General features: G+C 32.3%; 20 protein-coding genes. 9 read left to right on the forward strand and 11 right to left on the reverse strand.

Annotation, left to right across the window (positions count from 1 at the left end):
- The first annotated feature begins 117 nt into the window (after positions 1-117).
- Genes Q1B37_RS04575 through Q1B37_RS04585 form a run of 3 tightly spaced genes read left to right on the forward strand, consistent with a single transcriptional unit; the run spans position 118 to position 3,906 of the window.
- Positions 118-2,523: a TIM-barrel domain-containing protein gene (locus tag Q1B37_RS04575; RefSeq protein ID WP_299895981.1), complete on the forward strand. Its 2,406-nt coding sequence runs from the start codon at positions 118-120 to the stop codon at positions 2,521-2,523.
- A 47-nt stretch (positions 2,524-2,570) separates the two neighbouring features.
- Positions 2,571-2,960, forward strand: a complete 390-nt coding sequence (locus tag Q1B37_RS04580; RefSeq protein WP_299895984.1) for a hypothetical protein — start codon at positions 2,571-2,573, stop codon at positions 2,958-2,960.
- A 19-nt stretch (positions 2,961-2,979) separates the two neighbouring features.
- The gene (locus tag Q1B37_RS04585; RefSeq protein WP_299895986.1) at positions 2,980-3,906 is read left to right on the forward strand and encodes a GyrI-like domain-containing protein; all 927 of its coding nucleotides are present in this window, start codon (positions 2,980-2,982) and stop codon (positions 3,904-3,906) included.
- A gap of 57 nt (positions 3,907-3,963) precedes the next feature.
- Here the strand turns inward: Q1B37_RS04585 and Q1B37_RS04590 are convergent, their stop codons facing one another.
- On the reverse strand, positions 3,964-4,506 hold the full coding sequence (locus tag Q1B37_RS04590) for a hypothetical protein (RefSeq protein ID WP_299895989.1): 543 nt from the start codon (positions 4,504-4,506) through the stop codon (positions 3,964-3,966).
- 121 nt (positions 4,507-4,627) lie between these two features.
- On the opposite strand from Q1B37_RS04590, the gene Q1B37_RS04595 reads away from it, so the two are divergent.
- Positions 4,628-5,221 carry a YdeI family protein gene (locus tag Q1B37_RS04595; RefSeq protein WP_299602140.1) on the forward strand — a complete coding sequence of 198 codons (594 nt, stop codon included), beginning with the start codon at positions 4,628-4,630 and terminating at the stop codon, positions 5,219-5,221.
- A 13-nt stretch (positions 5,222-5,234) separates the two neighbouring features.
- On the opposite strand, the gene Q1B37_RS04600 is transcribed toward Q1B37_RS04595, so the two are convergent.
- From Q1B37_RS04600 to Q1B37_RS04610, 3 genes are all read right to left on the reverse strand, one after another.
- Entirely contained in the window at positions 5,235-7,772 is a 2,538-nt protein-coding gene (locus Q1B37_RS04600; protein ID WP_299895992.1) for a PQQ-dependent sugar dehydrogenase, read from the reverse strand.
- Between the two features lie 72 nt (positions 7,773-7,844).
- Positions 7,845-8,504, reverse strand: a complete 660-nt coding sequence (locus tag Q1B37_RS04605; RefSeq protein WP_299895995.1) for an alpha/beta fold hydrolase — start codon at positions 8,502-8,504, stop codon at positions 7,845-7,847.
- 38 nt (positions 8,505-8,542) lie between these two features.
- On the reverse strand, positions 8,543-9,349 hold the full coding sequence (locus Q1B37_RS04610; protein ID WP_299895998.1) for a hypothetical protein: 807 nt from the start codon (positions 9,347-9,349) through the stop codon (positions 8,543-8,545).
- A 568-nt stretch (positions 9,350-9,917) separates the two neighbouring features.
- Here Q1B37_RS04610 and Q1B37_RS04615 point away from each other — a divergent pair.
- The 4 genes from Q1B37_RS04615 (at position 9,918) to Q1B37_RS04630 (ending at position 13,144) form a co-directional block, all read left to right on the forward strand.
- Entirely contained in the window at positions 9,918-10,271 is a 354-nt protein-coding gene (locus Q1B37_RS04615) for a hypothetical protein (protein ID WP_299896002.1), read from the forward strand.
- Between the two features lie 28 nt (positions 10,272-10,299).
- Complete coding sequence (locus Q1B37_RS04620; RefSeq protein WP_299896004.1) at positions 10,300-11,169, forward strand: type IV pili methyl-accepting chemotaxis transducer N-terminal domain-containing protein; 870 nt, start codon at positions 10,300-10,302, stop codon at positions 11,167-11,169.
- 109 nt (positions 11,170-11,278) lie between these two features.
- Positions 11,279-12,592, forward strand: coding sequence for an alginate export family protein (locus Q1B37_RS04625; protein WP_299896005.1), 1,314 nt, complete (start codon positions 11,279-11,281; stop codon positions 12,590-12,592).
- A gap of 204 nt (positions 12,593-12,796) precedes the next feature.
- Positions 12,797-13,144 (forward strand): DUF3887 domain-containing protein, encoded by a 348-nt coding sequence (locus Q1B37_RS04630; RefSeq protein ID WP_299602122.1) that lies wholly within the window; start codon positions 12,797-12,799, stop codon positions 13,142-13,144.
- A 16-nt stretch (positions 13,145-13,160) separates the two neighbouring features.
- Here the strand turns inward: Q1B37_RS04630 and Q1B37_RS04635 are convergent, their stop codons facing one another.
- The 4 genes from Q1B37_RS04635 to Q1B37_RS04650 form a co-directional block, all read right to left on the reverse strand.
- Positions 13,161-13,490: a hypothetical protein gene (locus Q1B37_RS04635; RefSeq protein ID WP_299602119.1), complete on the reverse strand. Its 330-nt coding sequence runs from the start codon at positions 13,488-13,490 to the stop codon at positions 13,161-13,163.
- A gap of 16 nt (positions 13,491-13,506) precedes the next feature.
- Positions 13,507-14,757 carry a dihydroorotase gene (locus Q1B37_RS04640; protein WP_299896008.1) on the reverse strand — a complete coding sequence of 417 codons (1,251 nt, stop codon included), beginning with the start codon at positions 14,755-14,757 and terminating at the stop codon, positions 13,507-13,509.
- A complete protein-coding gene (locus Q1B37_RS04645; RefSeq protein ID WP_299896011.1) occupies positions 14,754-16,679 on the reverse strand; it encodes a BatA and WFA domain-containing protein in 1,926 nt (641 codons plus the stop codon). The genes Q1B37_RS04640 and Q1B37_RS04645 overlap by 4 nt, the downstream gene beginning before the upstream one ends.
- Positions 16,680-16,859: 180 nt before the next feature.
- Positions 16,860-17,381, reverse strand: coding sequence for a porin family protein (locus Q1B37_RS04650; protein WP_299602110.1), 522 nt, complete (start codon positions 17,379-17,381; stop codon positions 16,860-16,862).
- 173 nt (positions 17,382-17,554) lie between these two features.
- On the opposite strand from Q1B37_RS04650, the gene Q1B37_RS04655 reads away from it, so the two are divergent.
- A complete protein-coding gene (locus tag Q1B37_RS04655; RefSeq protein WP_299896012.1) occupies positions 17,555-19,111 on the forward strand; it encodes an NAD(P)/FAD-dependent oxidoreductase in 1,557 nt (518 codons plus the stop codon).
- On the opposite strand, the gene Q1B37_RS04660 is transcribed toward Q1B37_RS04655, so the two are convergent.
- From Q1B37_RS04660 to Q1B37_RS04670, 3 genes are all read right to left on the reverse strand, one after another.
- On the reverse strand, positions 19,108-20,325 hold the full coding sequence (locus tag Q1B37_RS04660; protein ID WP_366944296.1) for a GAF domain-containing sensor histidine kinase: 1,218 nt from the start codon (positions 20,323-20,325) through the stop codon (positions 19,108-19,110). The genes Q1B37_RS04655 and Q1B37_RS04660 overlap by 4 nt on opposite strands.
- Positions 20,326-20,667: 342 nt before the next feature.
- Positions 20,668-21,441, reverse strand: a complete 774-nt coding sequence (locus Q1B37_RS04665) for a TIGR02757 family protein (RefSeq protein ID WP_299896014.1) — start codon at positions 21,439-21,441, stop codon at positions 20,668-20,670.
- 41 nt (positions 21,442-21,482) lie between these two features.
- Positions 21,483-22,151 (reverse strand): ABC transporter ATP-binding protein, encoded by a 669-nt coding sequence (locus Q1B37_RS04670; RefSeq protein ID WP_299602101.1) that lies wholly within the window; start codon positions 22,149-22,151, stop codon positions 21,483-21,485.
- Positions 22,152-22,205 lie beyond the last annotated feature (54 nt).

Raw genomic sequence — 22,205 nt, forward strand, 5'->3', positions numbered from 1 at the left:
TTTTTTGAATTTCGATGAAAATTTAATAATTCGATCAGAGCGATTGTTGTTATATCCCTATTGTAAAGGGATTCTGCTATATTTGACTCTTATCTATTGTCGAAAACTCTATACCAAATGAATTCAAGATTTTTTTCTATTTTGCTCTTAGGAGTGTTTACCTTTTTATCGCTTTCTTGTAAACATAATTCTAGTGATGCCATCGCTAATTATAGTACTTATAAAAAAGATGGTTTTATAGAAATTCCTAGAGATAATGGAAAATATATTATCAAATTATATTCGAATAAAATTGCAGAGACTTCTTTTATACCTAATGGTGAAACTTATAATGATTCATCTCATGCAGTAATTTTGAAAAATGGAATAGAAGCCAATCTTACTGAAACCGATGGATTAATTACTTATGGAGTTGCAAATGGAATTAGTGTAAATATCTCAAAAGAACCTTTTCATATATCTTATTTGTACAATGACAAAGAGCTTATTTCTGAAAAAGATGGGTACGTAAAAACAGATACTACAGAGATCTTAAATTTTAATTTAGATAAAGAAGAAGTGATTTACGGAGCTGGATCTCGAGTAGTTGGGATGAATAGAAGAGGAAATCGATTACAACTGTATAATCGAGCGCATTATGGTTATGAGACACGTTCTGAATTGATGAATTATACCATGCCACTTGTTTTATCATCAAAAAAATATGCTGTTCATTTTGATAATGCACCGATTGGATTTCTTGATATCGACAGTAAGAAAGATAATACGTTAAGTTATGAAACGATAAATGGGAGAAAAACATATCAAGTAGTTGCAGGAGATGATTGGAAAGATCTAATGGATCAATATACAGACTTAACAGGAAAACAACCGCTACCACCCAGATGGGCTTTTGGGAATTTTGCCAGTCGTTTTGGATACCATTCCGAAAATGAAACAAAAGAAACAATTGCTAAGTTTAAAAAGGATTCTATTCCTGTGGATGCAGTTATTTTGGATATCTATTGGTTTGGTAAAGATATTAAAGGTCATATGGGAAATCTTGAGTTTTTAAAAGATTCATTTCCTAATCCAAAACAAATGATTAATGATTTCAAAGATCAAGGAGTCAAAACGATATTAATTACAGAGCCATTTATATTATCAACTTCTAAAAAGTGGGAAGAAGCAGTAGCTGAAAAAGTGTTGGGTAAAGATTCTATTGGAAATCCTTTCGTCTATGATTTTTACTTTGGAAATACTGGAATTGTAGATATTTATGATCAGAAGGGAAAAGATTGGTTTTGGAATATTTATAAAACCTATACCAAAGACTATAATATTGCTGGTTGGTGGGGAGATTTAGGTGAGCCCGAAGTACATCCATCTGCTTTATTACATGCTACAGGATCTGCAGATGAAGTGCATAATATATATGGTCATGATTGGGCAAGATTGGTTCAGGAAGGATATCAAAAGGATTTTCCTAATCAACGTCCTTTTATCCTAATGCGTGCTGGGTATTCTGGCTCTCAGAGATTTGGAATGATCCCTTGGTCTGGAGATGTCAGTAGAAGTTGGGGAGGTTTGCAACCGCAAACAGAGATTGCATTATCCATGGCTATTCAGGGATTAGGATATATGCATTCTGATTTAGGAGGATTTGCTGGAGGCGAAAAATTTGATCCCGAACTATATACACGTTGGTTGCAGTACGGAGTTTTTCAGCCAATTTACAGACCACATGCCCAAGAACATATTGCTCCGGAGCCTGTTTTTCATGATACAAAAACGAAAGATTTAGCTAAGCAAAGTATCGAACTCAGATATCAAATGCTTCCTTATAATTATACATTAGCATTTGAAAACAACCAAAAAGGAATGCCATTAATGAGACCTCTATTTTTTGAGGATATGGATACTAAAGAATTACAAATAGTTTCTAATACATATTTATGGGGAGATAATTTTTTAGTATCTCCAGTTGTTAAACCTGGAGTAGCTTCTAAAGATGTATATTTTCCTAAAACAGCAAACTGGTTTGATTTTTATACAGGAAAAAAATATGAAGGAGGAAGATATATTACAGTAGAGACTGAAGAAAACCACATACCAGTTTTTGTAAGAGGAGGAGCATTTATACCCATGGTTGCTACCGTACAAAACACAGAATCGTATAATACAAAAGAGTTGACTTTACATTATTACTACGATGCGACTGTTAAAAAGAGCAGTGATATTTTATATGATGATGATGGAAGTACACCGAATGCCTATGAAAAAGGTAAATATGAGCTTTTAAGGTTTAAAAGTTCTACTACCGATACTACACTTTTAATGAACTTTACTGCAGAAACAGGAGCTAATTTTGAAAAAACTAAAAGAAGCATCTCTTTAGTGATTCATAACATCTCAAAAGCTCCAGAATCTATTCTTATTGGCGATCAAGCCACAGAATTTGATTGGAATGAAGAAAAGGGTCTAATAACTATAGAATTTGAATGGAATTCAAATCTTGATCAAAATTTAAAAATACAATTTTAGTTAGTTTATATTCTTTATATTCAACTCTGTTCTATAAAAATAGGTAGATGGGGAAATATAAAGATGCCGAATGGTATATAAAAAACAGCAAAGAGCTTACACAAAAGTATGGTGATATTCCACCACCATGGATATATGCACCTAATATTCATCCGTATAGTATTGGATGGAGAATGGGTGGAGGAGAAACACATATGATAATTTTAGATGAATGGTTGGATGAACAAGATTTATCTTTTGATGAACGTGTAACTTATCTAAAAAAATATCCAGTTCCTGCGAGATGGTACTCATGGATCATACATTTTTTATGGGAAGTTGATTCCTATAAATTCGAAATACCTGATTATATTCCATATTTTGAAAAACTTGAAGAACTAGGTTTTAAGAATACAAAAGATTTTCACAAGGATTTTAGTAGAGAAGATTTAGACTAAAAAGTGGACAATAAATACTATGGAATTTGATTCAGAACAGTTTCTAAAGAAAGAATATATTCAGAGAATTAATTTGGCGCTCGAGTATATTGATCATAATCTTGATAAAGAGTTGTCATTAGATATTATTTCAAATGTAGCTTCATATTCGTCATTTCATTTTCATCGTATTTTTAAAGCGATCATAGGTGAAACCTTAAACTCCTACATCGGTAGAAGACGTTTAGAAAAAATAGCTTCTATCTTAATGCATAAAGAAACAGTAAGTATAACCGAAGTAGCTTTTCAGTTTGGTTTTAGTGGTAATTCTTCACTAACTAAAGCGTTCAAAAAGTTTTATGGAGTAAGTCCAAGTGAGTTTAGAAAACGGCTTCCCAATAAGTTTAGCAAGATTGGCAAAGTGAAAAGCAAGAATGGAAAAGAAGAGCTGTTGTTTGAGCAATACATTTGCAACATAACTAATCACTTAAAATGGATTGAGATGAATACAAAAATTGAGATTAAAGAATTACCAGATTTACATTTTGCTAGCATTACACATATTGGAGTAGAAGGTATCGAAAATACTTTTGAAAGACTCTTTAAATGGGGAAGATCTAATGGCATTATGAATGAGAAAGACTCTAAAGTTGCGAGGGTATTTCACGATAGTTTCAAGGTTACATCACCAGATAAAGTGCGAATGAGTATTTCTCTATTATTGGATCGTAAAATTAAGTCTGAAGGAGAAATACAACCACTTACTATTGTTGGAGGAAGAAGTATTGTAGCGAGTATGGAAATTAAGCCAAGTGATTTTGAGAAATCTTGGAGTAGTTTATTTGTTTGGATGAATGATCAAGGGTATACAAAATCAGAGAAAACTCCTTTCGAAATATATCATAATGATTTTAGAGAACATCCAGAAGGAAAGTTTTTGGTAGATTTTTATATTCCGATATTATAGTCTAATTATTAAACAATATTGTTTTATTCGATGTTGTTTTTAGTACTACTAAAGGATTTAGTTCATCATTGAATATTTTCTATAATTACGAGTAGATAGATATTCCTTTTTGAGATTTCTTAAGAATGTAATTACCTCCTCTTTTTGAGGGTAGTTTTCCTTTAAAGGATCCATAAACTCTTCATCATTTACTGTTAATGCGATGTACCATGTACCACTTCTGGTGGTGTAAATATCTTCCATTATCGGGCCATGATCATATCTTGATAGTACTCCGTCAATTACCATTGGAGCTAAATTTACCATATTGGAAGTTCTTTCAACTTCGTAAAAAGAAAAGTAAAATTCTTTTTCATCTATTTTAAAAGGAACATTCCATTGGACATTTAGATCATTTAATTTGAATTTTGCATTTACGAACTTATAAAACTCATTGGCGTCTTTAGGGTCTTCAAAAATAAAAGCACCTCTTTTAGGAAGTTGTTTTTTAAATTTTTTACCTGTAGTGACCTTATAATCCTCAATTCTTGGAGCAATTTTCGTTGGAAAACAAGAGTTACACAATAGCAATAATAAAAGTCCAAAAATTAGAGTTCTCATTGTCTTAATTTTATTTTTTTTGATTATCAAGTTTTATACCATAGTTTTCTTATATGTAAAAAGATATAAGTATATTGAAGTTAATCAATGAATTATGTGAAAGTTTGAATCAAAAAGAGGTATGCAGTACAATACATCAGTAGAAGAATTTATCTCAAAAAAGCCAGAGTGGGTGAAGAGCTTGCAATTGCTTAGATCCATTATGCTAACTACCGAAATGGAAGAAACTATTAAATGGGGAGTCCCTACGTATACGATCAATGGTAAAAATATTGTTGGCATAAGTGCTTTTAAGTCTTATGTCGGAATATGGTTTCATCAGGGAGTTTTTCTGAAGGATCCCTTTAATCAGCTAATAAATGCACAAGAAGGAAAAACAAAAGGTCTAAGACAATGGAGGTTTAGTTCTTTTGATGAAATAAACAAAGATCAGGTATTAGCATATGTGTTAGAGGCAATACAGAATCAAAAAGAAGGTAAGGAAATAACTATCGAAAGATCTTCTACGGAAATAGAAATGCCAGATCGATTGAAAACGGAGTTAGAGCAGAATAAAGAACTAAAACTAAACTTTGATAAGCTAACACCCTTTAAGCAAAAAGAGTATATGGAATATATTTCTACAGCTAAAAGAGATGCTACCAAAGACGCTAGATTACAAAAAATAATACCAATGATTTTAAAAGGCATTGGCCTGAATGATAAGTATAGATAATCTTTTTTTTAACTTATCTCTTAATGATTTTTAGAGTTTTCTTGTCCTTTATGGTAAGAAAGTACATTCCGGTTTTTCTTGTAGAAATATCCAAGGAACTACTAAATCCTTCTCCTATAATTTTTCCAGTAATATCTGTAAGAATCCAATCAGTTTTTTCTGGAAGTTCTACAATACCAGTGGTAGGATTAGGATAAAGATACACTTGCTCTTCTTGTATATCCGGAGTGCTTAACACGCTATCTGATATCCATTGAGCAGTATTATTAGCATTATTTGCACCTGCAATAGAGAAATTACCTCCTGCGAATAATGTATCGGTATCATTAGTATTGGAGGCAAAACTTAGCGTGTTTATTTTTACATTAACACCAACATTAGTATTTGTTCCTAGTGCTTGCCATCCATCAGTTTCACTCCATCGAGCAATATTATTAACGATAATACTAGTAGAGTTATCAATATTGGCGGTATCAAAAGCACCTCCTACATATACATGAGTTCCATCGTGGATTAGCGTATTTACAATATTATTTACGCCATTATCCAAACTAGACCAACTAGATGAGGTTTTGTTCCATCTGGCAATACGATTTACGGTTTGTCCACCCGCAATAGAGAAGTTCCCTCCAATAAAAATATCATTCCCTGAAATTGCGATCGCTTCTACAAATCCGCTCGTTCCTGTTCCAAGAGTACCCCAATTGCTTCCATTCCAAGTGGCAATTCGATTAGCGGTCATATCACCGGCTTCATCAAAATTTCCACCAACATACAATATCCCATCCGTGTCTACAGCTAGAGATCGTACTTCATTATTAGTTCCTGAAACTGAGGAAGTGTTATCTGTTAGAGCTGACCATGAGGCACCGTTCCAAGAAGCAATATTTCTCACTGTAGTACCATCCACAGTTTCAAAAACACCACCTGCATAAACAAGGTTGTTATCTATTTCTATGGCCGCAACAGTACCATCGATCCCAGAACCTAAAGCCGACCAAGAAGTTCCATTCCACATAGCAATATTATTTGCAGCAATACCGCCAATTTCGGTAAAACTACCTCCTGCATATAAGTTGCCATTTGCAGCAATTTTAAGAGTATTAATCGTGCCGTTTGCACCGGTACTCAATGTTCTCCATCCAGAAGATTCATTCCAAACAGCAATATTATTAGCGTTTATGTTTCCGGCTTCAGTAAAAGTACCACCATGATATACATCTCCGTTGGTATCCGTTGCTATTGCTTGCACTATTCCATTTGGTATTCCTTGGTTAAGAGGATTCCATTCTCCTATACCATTTACAGCAGTTCCTGATGGGGTAGAGGTACCATCCACAAGCTTATATAATTGTGCATTACTTCCGTAATCACTAAAGTAGAGTTCTCCGTTTTTATCGACTCCAAAGGATGAGACAAACTCTCCAGAAGTATTAAATAGTAATGTGCTGCTTGCATCTCCGGTAGATGGATTATAGTCTAAGACCCAAACTCTTCCGCTTACATAATCTCCGAAAATATATTTTGAGCTAATATCTGGGCTAAGACTTGTTATTTCGGAACCTCTATACACATATCCACCTGTTATTGATCTATCTCCCTGATTTCTATTATAAAAGTGTACAGGGAATTCCGTAGGTCCTGAAATAGTAACACTACTATTGGCTACAGAATTAGCTTCGAAACGACTCCAACCATAGTTTTTACCATTTTCTATAAGATTCACCTCTTCAAAAGCACCTTGTCCTACATCAGCACCCCATAATCTTCCTGTAACATCGTCAAAAGAGAATTTCCAGGTGTTCCTTATTCCGTATGCATATATTTCGTCTAATCCATTTACTCCTACAAAAGGATTATCGCTTGGTATTTCATAATTTCCATTAGGTAAATCAGGATTGGTTTCAACAGTATTATTTCCATCTAAGTCTACATCAATTCGTAAGATACTACCGAAAACAGTATTTTTATTCTGTCCATTTCCTTCAGGATCATTTCCACCGCCACCATCTCCAATAGAAATGTATAGATATCCATCAGGACCAAATTCGATTTTACCACCATTGTGATTACTATTATTTTGGTTTTTATCGAACTGAAAAATAACTAATTCACTATTGGGATCTACAAAATTAGGGTTTGTAGGGCTGACTGTAAATCTAGAGAGTACCATTCTAACAGTAATTCCTGAAACTGGACTATCAGTGGTATAGTATGTATAAAAATATCCATTGGTGTCATAATCTGGATGAAATGCTAATCCTAAAAGACCCACTTCTTGTCCATCTCTAAATCGAACACGATCAGTAATATTTAAAAAAGTATCAACTTCACTCTCTAGTACATTACTTCTTCTTGGAAATACCTTAATTCGTCCTCTCTGTTCTAGAATAAACATTCTGTCGGTTCCATCTCTTGGAGACTGAATTTCTACCGGAAATTCAAAATCGATATTTGGAAAAGCATTTTCATAAGTGATCTGTGCTGTTCCTATTAAGGTAAAGGACAATAAAAAAAATAGGAAAACAATTGGAGTAGTTAGTGTTTTCATTTGAAGAGTTTTAAGACTTGTGGTTTTAATTCAACGAAAACAATAACCGTTTAGTATAGCATGAGTATACTTTTACAAATGTTTAGCTAACCAATCTTTAAATTGATAAAAATTTTGTGGTGCTACACCATGACCCACAGGAAATTCATTTAGTGTTGTTTGTATTCCTAGTTCATTTAGTTTAACAGGAGCTTTTCTTGCCCAATCGATAGGAATTACTTGGTCTACACTACCATGAGAACAATAAATATTTAGATTTGAAAAATCCTGATTTTCGTAATTTTCTTTAAGAATATCTTCATTTAAATATCCACTTAGCGCAATTACATTTTTTACTTTATTAGGATATGATAATGCAACTGAATAACTGAGTATGGTTCCCTGACTAAAACCTAATAATGTTACATTGCTGGCATCTAATTGGTAAGCTTCAATAGCTTCATCGATAAAGTTTGCAATCTTATCACGAGATTCTATTGCCTGTGCATCATCACTGAATTTTCCTTGAGCGGCGTCAAAATAAATAGCATACCAAGCATTTCCATATGGTTGCAAAGGATAAGGAGCTCTTACAGAGATGATACATAATTCTTGTTGTAGTTCCGGTGCAAAAGAAAATAAATCATTTTCATCACTACCATATCCGTGAAACATAAATAAAACAGGAGTTTTATCACTTTTAATAGTTGGAGTTTTAATGATGTGATGTAATGAAAGTGTCTTAGTTTGCATATTGCTAATTTTTTATGTCAGTCTGGGCTTTTCGAAGTCTATTTTAATTGTAAATGAATATGGTCATCATGTCTTACCGCTTGACACCCGTGAAATCTTATTTTAGGATTTGTTAGATGTAGTCTGTTTTTTAGATGAGGTTCGATAAAAATTTTACCAACTTTCTTTTCATTTACGCTTGCCAAAATTAAATCTTTTGTGGCGGTTTCAGAAAGTTTCAATTGATTATTTACAAAACCAAATGTTACGTACTTGGTAAAGTCATATTGCCAATATCCTTTTTTCTTACATCTATGAGTTTGATCAATTTCATTGCCAACAGGATTTACAAAAGCACCATATCCAAATAAGGAAGGTTTTTTATTAGTTAGTTGATTGTCTACATCTTTATAAATGAATGAAATATCTATTTTTTTTCCATCATTGTGACTAAGATGAGGAAGCAAAGGGAATTTATCTATAAATGGAAAATTAGCATCTAGATATACCAATTTGATATTAGGGTGCTTTAAATGTACTTTTTTAGCAATTGCTTGTATGGAAAGATTTAAATCGGGAGTAACATAATTTCTATTGGATAGTACAGTAAAAAATGAACAAGCTTCTATGTGCTCTGTATTCTTAATTTTCTCTCTACCAAATAGTGGAGCTAAGTAAGGAACTAAAATAAAAGTACATATCATATAGGTTAAAAAGAATATACTGTACTTCTGTATTCTGTATCCTTTATCTTTTTTTATAAAAAGTATTTCTATAATCAAATAGATGATACCTCCAATTTGGGTGAGTAGTGTTAATAAAAGAGCTGATAGAAATTTCCCTAGGATTAATAATATTTTATTCATTAAATAATGTAGCTTTATTCTTACTAATGCAAATTGTGTTTAAGTGTTTATATTGTTGAAATTCAATATTTAATACTTAGTACGTAACGATTTCACTCTTTTTTGTTATATAAAAGTCGCTTTATTTTTCGATTAAATGTTAATAATGTCGATGAAATACATTTACAATTGTTAAATATGTGTTAAAACAATAGTTTTGTTATGGTTTAACCGTAATCTTAACATAGATTTAAGAAATTTTCGATGCTCGACGTTTTTATAAACTTATGATATGATTAAATGTATTTATTTAAAAATTAAGTATTTATATTGCTTTTAAACAATCTAAACGTTCTTTGTCAATGTACTATTATTTAGTTAACTGGATTAGTAAAAAATTATTATTGATCATATAAATTATAGTTATCGACTATATCAGGCTACTTAACGTATGTAATTTGTGCTTCGTCGATTAGCGATGTGTTTTAAAGGATTTCTGGATAATTTTGAGTCTATACGTTAACTATTTCGAAATAACTAAAGTGTAACTAATAACCTTAAATCTTATAATATTTTAACCCTAAATCTTATGAAAAAAATTACTCTTTTATTAATACTATGTATTTGTTCTAGTTTTATTCAAACTGAGGATAGTTATAAAATGACTGTCACTAAGATAGCAGATGCGTATAATGCTAATGATGCAGATCAGATATTTGGATTGTTTTCTCCCGAACTTCAATCTTCATTCACATTAGATAAAGTAAAAACTTTTATCACAGATAACCATAATAAAAAAGGTAAAATGGGATCCTCTTCATTTTTAATGGATGACGAAGGTACTAAACATTATTTAATGGAATTCGATAATTCTTCTACCATATTGATATTAGGATTATCTACCGATAATAAAATCACTCAACTAGCACTAGAGGAATACTAAAATTAATCTCAATTTTAAAAATTAAACAATGAAAAATAGTTTTACATTTAAATTTATGATATTATTCCTATCTATTGGAATTGGAATATCTAGCACGAGTTCGATATGTGCACAACAAAATATGAAATATGGAATGTTAACTTTTAATAAAGCGGTTAATATTTCTGGAAAACAAAGAATGTTAAGCCAAAAAATGGCAAAATCATACCTCTATCTGGTCGAAAATCCTAGCGATGCCAAAGTTAAGAGAGACCTTTTAACTAGTAAAATCATTTTTGAAAAACAAAATGGTATCATTAGACAAAATTCTGGATATAAATTAACGAAAGATAGACTTACTAAAGTAGATAAAATCTGGATTGAATTTAAAAAGCTTATCGAGAGTACACCAAATTATGATAATGCTAAGAAAATCATTGATCTAAATACAGATCTGTTAAAAGCTACAAATGATGTAGTATCAGCAGTTATTGTAGAATCAAAAGGTGCTAATAAAAGTGATGATAATCTGTTAGAGGATGAAGGTCTAGGAGAATCTGATTTAGAGCTTAAAAAAATGATCAATATGGCAGGTAGACAGCGTATGTTATCTCAGCGATTGGCATTATATTATTTTGCAAATCAAACTACTCTAAAGACTAAAAATTCGGAGTCTATGCTTAGTAACGTTTTTAACGAAATAGATGGAGCTATCACGATGTTGTTGATTTCAAATTTTAATAATGAAAAGATTGATGAGAAATTAGGAGTTGCCATGACCAAGTGGGAGAATGTAAAAAACAATAAAGAGAAATTGATGAATCAAGGTTTTAAGCCTTCTGAGATGTATCAAATTAGTAACGATTTAACAAAGGCTTTCAATGCAGTAACTGGATTATATGAAAAAGTAAAAATATAATTACTAGATTAAGTCAGGTTTAAAACGGGGAAAATTGCGTATTTTAATCAAGTGTTAAATACGCATTTTTTTTACCAATATTTCAAATTAACTCAAAAAACCACTTAAAATGAAAAAAACTTTACAACTAGTGATTTGTACTTTTTTATTATGTATTAGTACTGTTACGTCACAAGAATTAAGTATAGATGCAGACATAAGGCCACGAGCAGAATATTTGCGAGGTTTTGGTAATCTTGTTCCTTCTGGAGTGGATGCTGCTATTTTTGTTCAACAACGTTCTCGATTAAAATTTGGATATACTGCAGATAAATTTGCTGCTTATGTGAGTGTTCAGGACGTTAGTGTATGGGGAGATACGCCGCAGATTGCTGCTGCCGATAGTAATAATAGTTTCTCACTGGCACAAGCCTGGATAGATTTTAAATTTGGAAAAGGATGGTCTACAAAACTAGGAAGACAGGCACTATCATACGATGATCAAAGAATCTTAGGAGGTTTAGATTGGGCAATGCAAGGAAGATTTCATGATGCAGCTTTAGTGCGCTATAAAAATGATAACGGTTTTAAATTAGATCTTGGATTCTCTTTTAACCAGAATGGTCTTAGTAGAATAAACACCTTATTTGATCCTAATAATGATGGAGATGCCAGAGCAGTGTTTGATTATAAAGGCATGGCATACGCTTGGTTGCATAAAGACTGGGCTAAATTCTCTGGAAGTTTCTTGTTTGTAAATAATTCTTACCAGAACCTTGATCCTTCGGATGGACAAACACCAATCGATGGAACAGTAAATAGACAGACTTTTGGGACACATTTCGTAGCTAAACCAGCAAAAGGATTAAAAATTGCTGTAAACTTATATGGACAAACAGGAAAATTTACAGAAACTGTGGATTTATCTGCCTACAATGCAGCGCTTGAAGTAACTTATAAACCAGGTAAAACCCTATTTGGTCTTGGAGGAGAAATCTTAAGTGGTGATGATAATGGAGGAACTGATGGAGAAATTAAATCGTTCTTCCCAATTTTTGGAACCAACCATAAGTTTAATGGATATATGGATTATTTCTTTGTTGGAAATCATGCTAATAGTGTAGGATTACAAGATTTATATGCTAAAGCGGTTATCAAGACAGGAAAAACAAATAGTTTTTTAGCTAAACTTCATTATTTTTCTGCTGCTGAGGACATTGCTGGAACAGATGATAAGTATTTAGGTACAGAATTGGATCTGGTATTTACTCAAAAAATATTATCATTTGCTACCTTAAAGATCGGATATTCTCAGATGTTTGCAGGAGACAGTATGGAGGTGCTTAAAGGTGTTACAGATTCAAGCGGTTTGCAAAACTGGGGATGGGCAATGTTAGTTGTAAAACCAAATTTCTTAAAATGGAGTCCTAAACCAGCAGAATAGTTGCTTATCAATAGAATTTTAAAAAAACTGAGAAATCAATTTCTCAGTTTTTTTTATGAATTTCATAAAGATTGTCAGCTTTTTGTTTATAAAATTAGATTATTCTTATTTGTAATATACGTATTAATACTTACTTTTGGTTTTGAATTGTGGAATATTCCCTTTTTCGACTCCCTTTTAAAACCTAATTAAGTAGATCGTACCATGAAAAAACTTATTTTTATTTGTTTGTTGTTTTGTTTTCAAATTACAGTAGCACAAACAGATGCAGATTATGAAAACACTTTGAAAAATATTATAACCTCTTATAATGCTAGTGATGCTCAAAAAATTTTCGATCAATTTTCTGCAGATTTACAAGCAAGTTATCCACTAGATAAGTTAAAAGCATTTTTAACAAAAACACTAGAAGATCAGGGTAAGTTTTCTGAGTTTGATTTTATGGATAAAGATGGGGGCCATCGTTATCTAATACAATCAGAAAGTGATTCAATTATTTTGGTAATAGAACTATCTCCAGATTTAAAACTCACCAAGTTTACAACGGAATAATTTATAACTTTTGTAATTATTTAATAGAAGAGAACCATTGTTGGAATTGTTTGCCAACCAAAGGAACAGTTTTTTGTTCTTCTTTTACTGCGGTAATAATACCATAAAACCATATTACGAATATAAAAACATAAAATGATGAGGAGATGAGCCATGAATCAAAAATACTTACTAAAGCTCCAAGTAAATAAAATCCAATATTGATACCTAATGCTTGTCTAATATGGAAATAAGCAAAAGTATTTTTATCTTCTTGATTTATAAAAAAGGCAATGATCGTTCCTATTAAAGTTAGGTAGGCTACAACGGCAGCTGTTTTACCTTGTTTTGCGTAATCTGATTCCATAATTTGCTTAGTATTATTATATGATTCCTTTTCCGTTAGAAATTACTCCATAAACATTCCCAGTAATTTCTTTTCCCATAAAAGCACTGTTTTTGGAAGTAGAAAATACATGATCTAATGAAAAAGTAGTAGTTCCTTTGGGGTTAAATAGTGATAAGTTCGCTTTATTTCCTTTATCGATAGAAATGTTTTCTACTTTAAATACATCTCTTCCACTCGTCAATACATTTATAGTTTGTTCTAGACTTAAAATACTATTTAAAATTCCGAAAGTACTTTCTAAGCCAATGGTACCGTACTTAGCATTATCGAATTCTACTTTTTTATGCTCAATATCTATAGGTTGATGATCACTAGTAACCATATCAATCGTTCCATCCTTGATACCTTCAAGCAATGCTTCTATATCTTTTTGTGTTCTTAAAGGAGGCAGTACTTTATAGTTGGTGTCAAAACTACTTAACTCCTGATCGGTAAGATATAAATGATGTACCGAAACACTACAAGTAACTTGTAATCCTTTTGCTTTTGCCTCTCTTATGAGCTGTACTGATTTTGCTGTAGAAATGGTAGGAATGTGCAATTTACCGCCAGTATATTCCAGTAAAAACAAATCTCTCGAAATTTGTAATTCTTCTGCAAGCGCTGGAATCCCCTTTAATCCCAAAAGTGTACTTTGTTCCTCCTCGTGTACCATTCCTTTTCCTGCTATGCTATTATCCTGAGGATAGGAAAGTACTAAACCATCAAAGTTTTGAGCATATAATAAGGCGATCTTAAGTAAATTCGGATTTTGAATAGCTTTTTTATAATCACCAAAAGCAATAGCTCCTGCTTGCTGCATATCATATAACTCTGCGAGATCTACACCTTCAGACTTTACTGTTAATGCTCCAATAGGGTATAAGCTTACAGCATTTTGCAATGATTTTCCTTTTAAAAAACCAACAGAAGCACTTGTATCTGTAATAGGTAATGTGTTAGGGTTTAATGCAATTCCGGTAAACCCACTTTTTGCCGCAACAAAAAGTCCATTTTCTATAGTTTCACGCTCCTCATAACCAGGCTCACCATAACTCACACTGCTATCAAACCACCCTTTAGAAACATGAAGATTATGTAGTTTAATTTCCTCTACATCTTCTGAAACTTCTAATAAAGCATCTATATCTTTTATGATTCCATTTTCAATGAGAATATCTACTGTTTGATTATGAAAAGGAGAGGAGGGATCAATAACAGTAGCAGCCTTTAATAAGAAATTCATTTGAGATATTTTAGTAATAAGATTTCGATTAATAAGAAAATCAAGGCAAAAATAATAAACCATTTCCAAAGTTCGTGAATACTGGTTTCTTCTTTTATTTCTTCAAATAGATTAGAAACCGAGTCACTAACTTGATACGAAGAATTTGTGGATAGGTTATAATATTGTAAATGACTCTCTTGATTATTATAATTATAACTTACATGTTGAATAATATTTTCCTTGTCTTTAAGCGCATAAATACCTGCCTTCGAAGGAACATCTTCAGTAGTAATTTTTACTTTAGAACTAAAACTTTGCTGCAAAGGAATACTACTTTCTTTATCTGATTGTAAAGATAAAATACCATCCTGACCTAGAGAAATAGGAACATCATAGGTGTTCGTTTGACCAATGATATAGGAAATATCCGGTAACTTTAAACTTTGCTTACCAATGTTATACAACGTAGGTACAATTAGTGGTGAATTCTGGAAATTGGAATTCTCATCATTCAATGAAGCTGTAAACACATACAACGCATTTGTTTTATACAGGAAAGGCGCTTTGTCTTCAAATGAAATGATAGTATTATTTGGAGAAGCTTGATAATAGGTGTTAACTTTTGGATACTGAAAATTAGTTACGGGTTTATCAAATACTCCTTTATACAGTGGATGAGAGAAGTTAATTCCGGTTATTTTCTTTTCTTGTGTTTTCAGAGAAAGAAAACTCTCCGCAGAAAAACTATTAATCAATTGTTGATAAGAAGCTAAGTTACCATCTGTTGCCGGAATAAAACAAATACTTCCGCCTTGATCTGTAAACTGTTTAAGTGTATTTATTAAAGAAATAGGTATTTGTTTTAGTTCATTAATGACAACAAGATTGGCATTACTAATATCATTATAATTAAGTTCATTGAAAGGAGTACTGATCAACGAAAATTCATCTTTTGTATAAATGTTTTTTAGAAAAGCATCCTTGGCTTCATTGATCGCAACTACTTTTATCTTTTCTGGGGTATTAATCGTAAAGTATCTATAGTTATCAAAGGTTAGTGCAGGATCCTCGATCATCACACGTCCGTTGATTTTAGTATTTTCATCTATCTTAAATTCCGTACGAGCAGTACCATTGGCATTTATTGGAATCGTTGTTTTTGCAAGAAGCTTGGTGTCATTATATAAAGCGACTGCAACATTATCGGGTTTTTTGTCAGCATTACTTAGAAGAGCATTAAGAACAAGCTCATTATTTTGGTTACGATTAACGTATAAGCTATCAATAGCTATGTTTTGTTGTGTTACGGGTTTGAGTTGAACAAGATTTGTTTTAATAGATGAATCGGAAGGTATATCAAAATTCTCATCTTTTTGCTGAAAATCAGACACCATAATCATTCGTTTCAATGTTTCTGGAGCATTTCCGAGCAGTTCCTTTCCCTTCAGATAAGCAGCAGTATAAGAGATTTGGTTAGAAGTATACTCTAATTGCAAAAGATCATTGAGGATGTCTTTTTTGTTTACTTGTCTAAATGTTTCTGTATTGGTAAAGACGGATACGGTTTCATCTTCTGCTAAAGAACTTAATAATTCTTGTACAGCGCGTTGTAACAAAGCGCCTTTTGCGCCTTTTGCTTGCATGCTAAAGGAGTTGTCTAAATAAATCGCAACTTCACTCTTTTTATTCACAATTTCTTCAGAAGCTAGAAATGGTTGTGCAAAAGCAAGAATAATAGCAGCGAAGATAAGTAACCGTGTAATTAGCGTAAGCCATTTTTTGATTTGGGAACTCTTACGAGTTTGTATCGTAACTGCTTTTAAAAACTGAACATTGGTAAAAGGTACTTTCTGAAAACGTCTTAACTGAAATAAATGAACTATGATAGGGATAACAAGCGCAAATAAAGCATAAAGGAATTCTGGGTTTTTAAATTGCATTCGCGAGTAACGTTTGTCAAATATACTATAAGATTTGATATTGACGGTTTAGGGTTAACTAATTTTTAGGTAAGATAATTCCTTAATCTGATTTTATACTTTAAAATTTTAAAAATATTGTTGTAAAATAAAAAAGCGGAAGAATCCTTCCGCTTTTTCCAATCTTTAAATTAGGAAATGTTATAAGAAATAATACCCGACAGAAAGTTGAAACGTACCATTCTTAACATCATTGTTTTCTACTACATCAGTAAAACCATAATTATATCTTGCTTGCGCAAAGAATTTTCCAAATTCTACCCCAGCACCTGCAGCCACACTTAGGTCAAAACTTTTGGTTTCGAACGCTTCAGGATATTCATCGTTTACCAATATTCCGAATTGTGGTCCCGCTTCAAAACTTAAGAACTTCAAAAACTTATATTTTACTAAAATAGGAACGTTTACATAGTCTATATCTAAGTCATCGGAACCTTGGGCAGAATAGATGATTTCTGGTTGTAATGCAAATTTACCAGGTAATCCTATTTGAGCAGCAACTCCAATATGATATCCAGTTCTGGCATCAAAATTCGAATTAGCGTCATCTCCATTGATTGTAGATAAGTTAATTCCTCCCTTAACTCCCAACTTTAAACGTTGTGCGTTGGAAATCGAAGTAAAACCAATAAGCATTATTGCTAATAAAAATAGTTTTTTCATGAGTTAAATTGTTTGTTTGTTCAATTCAAATATAGAAACTTAAAGATTAAAAAAAGTTAAATAGTTTCTATAATTAGAAAGGCCTTGATCCTGAAATCAATCGAGAAATATTTTTACATAGATATATCTATCCTAAGGTTGTATCTTCGCAAAAAACTAAATATCATATCTCTTTGCAATACGAATTTAGCATACAAGTATTACCTGAAGTAGCTGGAAATCCTGATTTGTTAAAAAAACAGGTTTCAATACAAAACAACATACCTATTGAAGATATCAGACATGTGCAGATCCTAAAACGATCGATAGATGCACGTCAACGGGTGATTAAGGTAAATCTAAAGATAAGGGTTTATGTAAATGAAAAATTTACAGAAGAACCTATTTTATTACCAGATTATCCGGATGTATCTAATGCTGCAGAAGTAGTAATTATCGGAGCTGGTCCAGCAGGATTATTTGCTGCGTTAAAATGCATAGAACTAGGATATAAACCCATTGTTATAGAAAGGGGTAAAGATGTACGAAGTAGGAGAAGGGATCTGAAAGCAATTAATCGGGATCATATAGTACATGAAGATTCTAACTATTGTTTTGGAGAAGGAGGTGCAGGAACCTATAGCGATGGTAAATTGTACACAAGATCTAAAAAAAGAGGTGACGTCAATCGAATTTTACGGCTTTTAGTCGGTTTTGGAGCTACGGATCAGATTCTTGTCGAAGCGCATCCACATATTGGTACAAACAAATTACCAGGAATCATTGCGGCGATAAGAAATAAGATTATAGATCATGGTGGCAAGGTACTTTTCGAAACAAGAGTAACAGATTTAAAAATTCTACATAACGAAATACGAGGTGTTATTACACACAATGGAGATATTATAGATGCCAAAAAAGTCATTTTGGCTACTGGACATTCTGCTCGTGATATTTTTGAATTATTATATCGCAAAAAAGTTGAAATAGAAGCAAAGCCTTTTGCTTTAGGAGTGCGAGTGGAACACTCACAACAGTTGATTGATCAGATACAATATAAATGTCCTACTCGTGGTCCTTTTCTTCCGCCATCTCCATATAGTATTGTAAAACAAGTAGGAGGAAGAGGAATGTATTCATTTTGTATGTGTCCAGGAGGTGTTATTGCTCCTTGTGCGACCAGTCCTGGCGAAGTAGTTACGAATGGATGGTCACCATCTAAAAGGGATCAACCTACCTCTAATAGTGGTATTGTGGTTGAACTTCGATTGGAGGATTTTAAAGATTTTTCGGAGTATGGTCCTTTAGCAGGAATGTATTTTCAAAAAAGAATAGAACAACAAGCATGGCATTTAGCTGGAGAAACGCAGAAGGTACCTGCTCAACGATTAGTAGATCTTACAAACGGAAGCGTATCCACTGATTTACCTGAAACTTCTTATAAGCCAGGTTTAAGTTCTATAGATATGAGTGAAGTGTTTCCACAATTTATTTATGAAACGCTAAAAGAAGGTTTTAAGGCTTTCGATAAAAGTATGCGAGGTTATCTAACAAATGAAGCAGTTGCACATGCTCCCGAATCCAGAACATCATCGCCTGTTAGGATTCCTAGAGATAGAAAGACGCTAGAGCATACTCAAATAAAAGGTCTGTATCCTTGTGGAGAAGGAGCTGGATATGCTGGTGGAATTATTTCTGCAGCTATAGATGGAGAAAAGTGTGCGGAAGCCTGCGTTGCTAGTTTATCTTAACTTTCTATTTGCTTTTTGATAGAAAAATCAAAAATTGTTTGAATACCTAAAGTAGATTGTACCTTAATACGCCCTCCTAAGGATTCTACTAGTTTTTTAACAGTAGAAAGACCAATACCATTACCTTTATTTCCACTTCGATCTGTACCGTTGGCAGTAGTGAATAAATCAAAAATGGTATTTATTTTGTCATTAGGAATTCCCATACCATTATCAACTACTTTAAAATAATAGAACATTTTATCTTCACAATGTTTGATGTCTATTAGAATATGATCTTTATCATTATACTTTATACTATTGCCAATAAGATTGAAGAATATTTGTTTCAGAGCAGACTTATTACATTCTAAAGTAGGATTAGACTCTGGAAAATTAATGGTACAATCCGGTTTAATACTTAATAATTCTGCTATTTCTTTTAATAAATGATTTAGTTTGAATAATTCTGGTTTATGTTGTGCAAGGCTGTCACTTTCATAATGGTCGAGTACATCATTGATATAATCACTCATCGTAAACGAAGACTGTTTGATATATTCAAAATACTCTGAAGTTTCCTGATCTAGATCATTCGCTAATTTTAGTTTTAACAGATCCGATGTGGTAATTACATTAGCTAAAGGCATTTTAAGATCATGAGATATTACTCTTGCAAAATCTTTTAAAGATTCATTTCGCTTTCTGAGTTTATTCTCTATTTTTTCTAGGTCTTTGTTCTTTTTATTGAGTTCAAAGAGAATCACCACCTGATGAGCTAATGATTTTAGTGCTTCCAATTGTTTATTGGTAAGTTCTTTAGGTTTACTATCGATAACACATAAAGTTCCTAACGCGAAACCATTTTTATCTATTAATGGAACCCCTGCATAAAAGATTATAGTTCCGTTTAATGTATATGGATTATCCTTGAAACGAGAATCCTTTCTAGCATCAGTTATAATTAAAGGAGTTTCAGGTTGTAAGATAGAATGTGCACAAAAAGAATGATCTCTATGTATTTCTTTAGTATTAAAATTATGTGCAGACTTGAACCATTCTCGATCTGAATCGACAAGGGAAATGAGCGCTATTTCAGTATCACAAAGATAGGCTGCAAGTGTTGTGATTTCATCAAATTCATTTTCAGGTTCTGTATCCAGTATATCTAATGAATGTAAAGCCTCAATTCTAAAATCTTCATTTATGGGGAGTCCGGGTATAATCATCTTCATCAAGAATTGCCTTGTGTGAAACAATTCTTAATAAAATTAACAAAAAAATATTAAAAATTAAGATTTACCAATGTGTATTCGACCAAACGTTAATAAAAAATTATAATCTAATTCTTTTTTATTTAAGTTCAAGAAAATCTTGTGTAGAGTTTTATTATATTCTTGGTTTAATGTTTTAATAAACAATATCTTAAAAAAGAGATTGGTTTAGGACGTAACAATCCATAAAATAGAGCAAGGAGTTGTAAGTTAATTTCATGACTGCGTAAATTTTATTAAAGCAAAATGTATTATGGTAACTTCTTTGAGAACTTTAGGAGAAGGTTTTAGGATTATTCTAAACTAAAATTTTTCAAAAACACCCAATCCAAATAATGCATAGTCATATTTTACTGGATCAGATGGGTCTAATAATCGTAAGTTATTATCGAGGAGACGCAATGCTTTGGCATCATTTTGCTTTCTGCTGATTAGATGTAATTTTCTAGCGACATTACCAGAGTGGACATCCAATGGACAAGAAAGTTGAGAAGGAGAAATATTTTTCCAGATACCTAAATCTACACCAGCTCCCGCCTCTCTAACCATCCACCTAAAAAACATATTGATTCTTTTAGCTGCAGAATTTTTATGTGGGTCACTAACGTGTTTTTCAGTTCTTGGTAAATGTGGGAGACTAAAAAATTCCTTTTTAAAGTAGTGAATAGCATCTTGTAAAAATTCTTCCTGAGCGTATTGCTTAAAGAATCCTTCCATATCACCATATTTTGTATAGAGGTGTTTTAATGCTTTGATAAAATATAGAAGATCTTTGTCATTAAAAGTTCTATGTACAAAACCTTCTAAATTTTCTAAATCAGTATTTGAGTGATTCATTACGAAATCATAAGGAGAGTTTCCTAGCATTTCCATTAACCGATGTGCATTAGTGAGAATGCTTTTACGATTTCCCCAAGAAATAGTAGCCGTTAGAAAACCAGCTATTTCAATATCTTCTTTCTGAGTAAAAAGATGTGGTATTTGTACAGGATCTGTTTCTATAAACTTTGGCTGTTCATAGAAGGCAGCTTTTTCATCAAGAAATTCTTTAAGTTCTTTTTGGTTTAATTTCTTCACAAGATCTTAGATCAAATTGCTATTCCAAAAGCAAAGGAAGGTTAGGATTTATCAACTATTTTACCATCTACCATAACCAACTTTCTGTCTGCCATATCAGCAAGTTCTTCATTATGAGTTACGATCACAAAGGTCTGTCCGTATTCATCCCTAAGTTTAAAGAATAGTTTATGAAGGTTTTCTGCTGATTCACTATCCAGATTTCCAGAAGGCTCATCTGCGAAGATAACTTTTGGGTTGTTTATTAATGATCTGGCTACTGCAACTCGTTGCTGTTCTCCTCCTGATAGTTCACTGGGTTTGTGATCACATCGATGTGACAATCCTAAAAAACCTAAAAGCTCTTTAGCCCTTTTTTCGGCTTCATCTTTAGGTACTTTTTTTATAAATGCAGGAATACATACATTCTCTAAGGCTGTAAATTCTGGTAGTAATTGATGAAATTGAAAAATAAAACCAAGTTGTTCGTTTCGGAATTTTGATAATTGTTTTTCCGATAAAAAATTGATGATATTGTTGTTAATAGATAAATCACTTCCTTTTACTTCAGAGGCTCTATCTAAGGTTCCTAATATTTGTAATAAGGTAGTTTTTCCTGCTCCAGAAGCACCAACTATAGAAACAACTTCTCCTTCTTTGATATGAAGATCTACACCTTTTAATACATGTAAATCACCATAATTCTTATGAATATTTTTGGCTTTTATCATCAGTTCAATTTGTACAGATGGTGAAATTAGTTAAATATCCTAAAAATCGCCAAA

Origin of the sequence: uncultured Aquimarina sp. (genome assembly GCF_947492965.1) — a bacterium.
Lineage (GTDB): Bacteria > Bacteroidota > Bacteroidia > Flavobacteriales > Flavobacteriaceae > Aquimarina.

Coding starts and splice junctions, on each gene's coding strand:
- Q1B37_RS04600 (WP_299895992.1), bottom strand. CDS start 7,772: ATGAAAACACTAACTACTCCAATTGTTTTCCTATTTTTTTTATTGTCC.
- Q1B37_RS04645 (WP_299896011.1), bottom strand. CDS start 16,679: ATGCAATTTAAAAACCCAGAATTCCTTTATGCTTTATTTGCGCTTGTT.
- Q1B37_RS04670 (WP_299602101.1), bottom strand. CDS start 22,151: ATGATAAAAGCCAAAAATATTCATAAGAATTATGGTGATTTACATGTA.
- Q1B37_RS04595 (WP_299602140.1), top strand. CDS start 4,628: ATGCAGTACAATACATCAGTAGAAGAATTTATCTCAAAAAAGCCAGAG.
- Q1B37_RS04605 (WP_299895995.1), bottom strand. CDS start 8,504: ATGCAAACTAAGACACTTTCATTACATCACATCATTAAAACTCCAACT.
- Q1B37_RS04630 (WP_299602122.1), top strand. CDS start 12,797: ATGAAAAAACTTATTTTTATTTGTTTGTTGTTTTGTTTTCAAATTACA.
- Q1B37_RS04640 (WP_299896008.1), bottom strand. CDS start 14,757: ATGAATTTCTTATTAAAGGCTGCTACTGTTATTGATCCCTCCTCTCCT.
- Q1B37_RS04620 (WP_299896004.1), top strand. CDS start 10,300: ATGAAAAATAGTTTTACATTTAAATTTATGATATTATTCCTATCTATT.
- Q1B37_RS04575 (WP_299895981.1), top strand. CDS start 118: ATGAATTCAAGATTTTTTTCTATTTTGCTCTTAGGAGTGTTTACCTTT.
- Q1B37_RS04635 (WP_299602119.1), bottom strand. CDS start 13,490: ATGGAATCAGATTACGCAAAACAAGGTAAAACAGCTGCCGTTGTAGCC.
- Q1B37_RS04660 (WP_366944296.1), bottom strand. CDS start 20,325: ATGAAGATGATTATACCCGGACTCCCCATAAATGAAGATTTTAGAATT.
- Q1B37_RS04610 (WP_299895998.1), bottom strand. CDS start 9,349: ATGAATAAAATATTATTAATCCTAGGGAAATTTCTATCAGCTCTTTTA.
- Q1B37_RS04650 (WP_299602110.1), bottom strand. CDS start 17,381: ATGAAAAAACTATTTTTATTAGCAATAATGCTTATTGGTTTTACTTCG.
- Q1B37_RS04625 (WP_299896005.1), top strand. CDS start 11,279: ATGAAAAAAACTTTACAACTAGTGATTTGTACTTTTTTATTATGTATT.
- Q1B37_RS04590 (WP_299895989.1), bottom strand. CDS start 4,506: ATGAGAACTCTAATTTTTGGACTTTTATTATTGCTATTGTGTAACTCT.
- Q1B37_RS04615 (WP_299896002.1), top strand. CDS start 9,918: ATGAAAAAAATTACTCTTTTATTAATACTATGTATTTGTTCTAGTTTT.
- Q1B37_RS04585 (WP_299895986.1), top strand. CDS start 2,980: ATGGAATTTGATTCAGAACAGTTTCTAAAGAAAGAATATATTCAGAGA.
- Q1B37_RS04580 (WP_299895984.1), top strand. CDS start 2,571: ATGGGGAAATATAAAGATGCCGAATGGTATATAAAAAACAGCAAAGAG.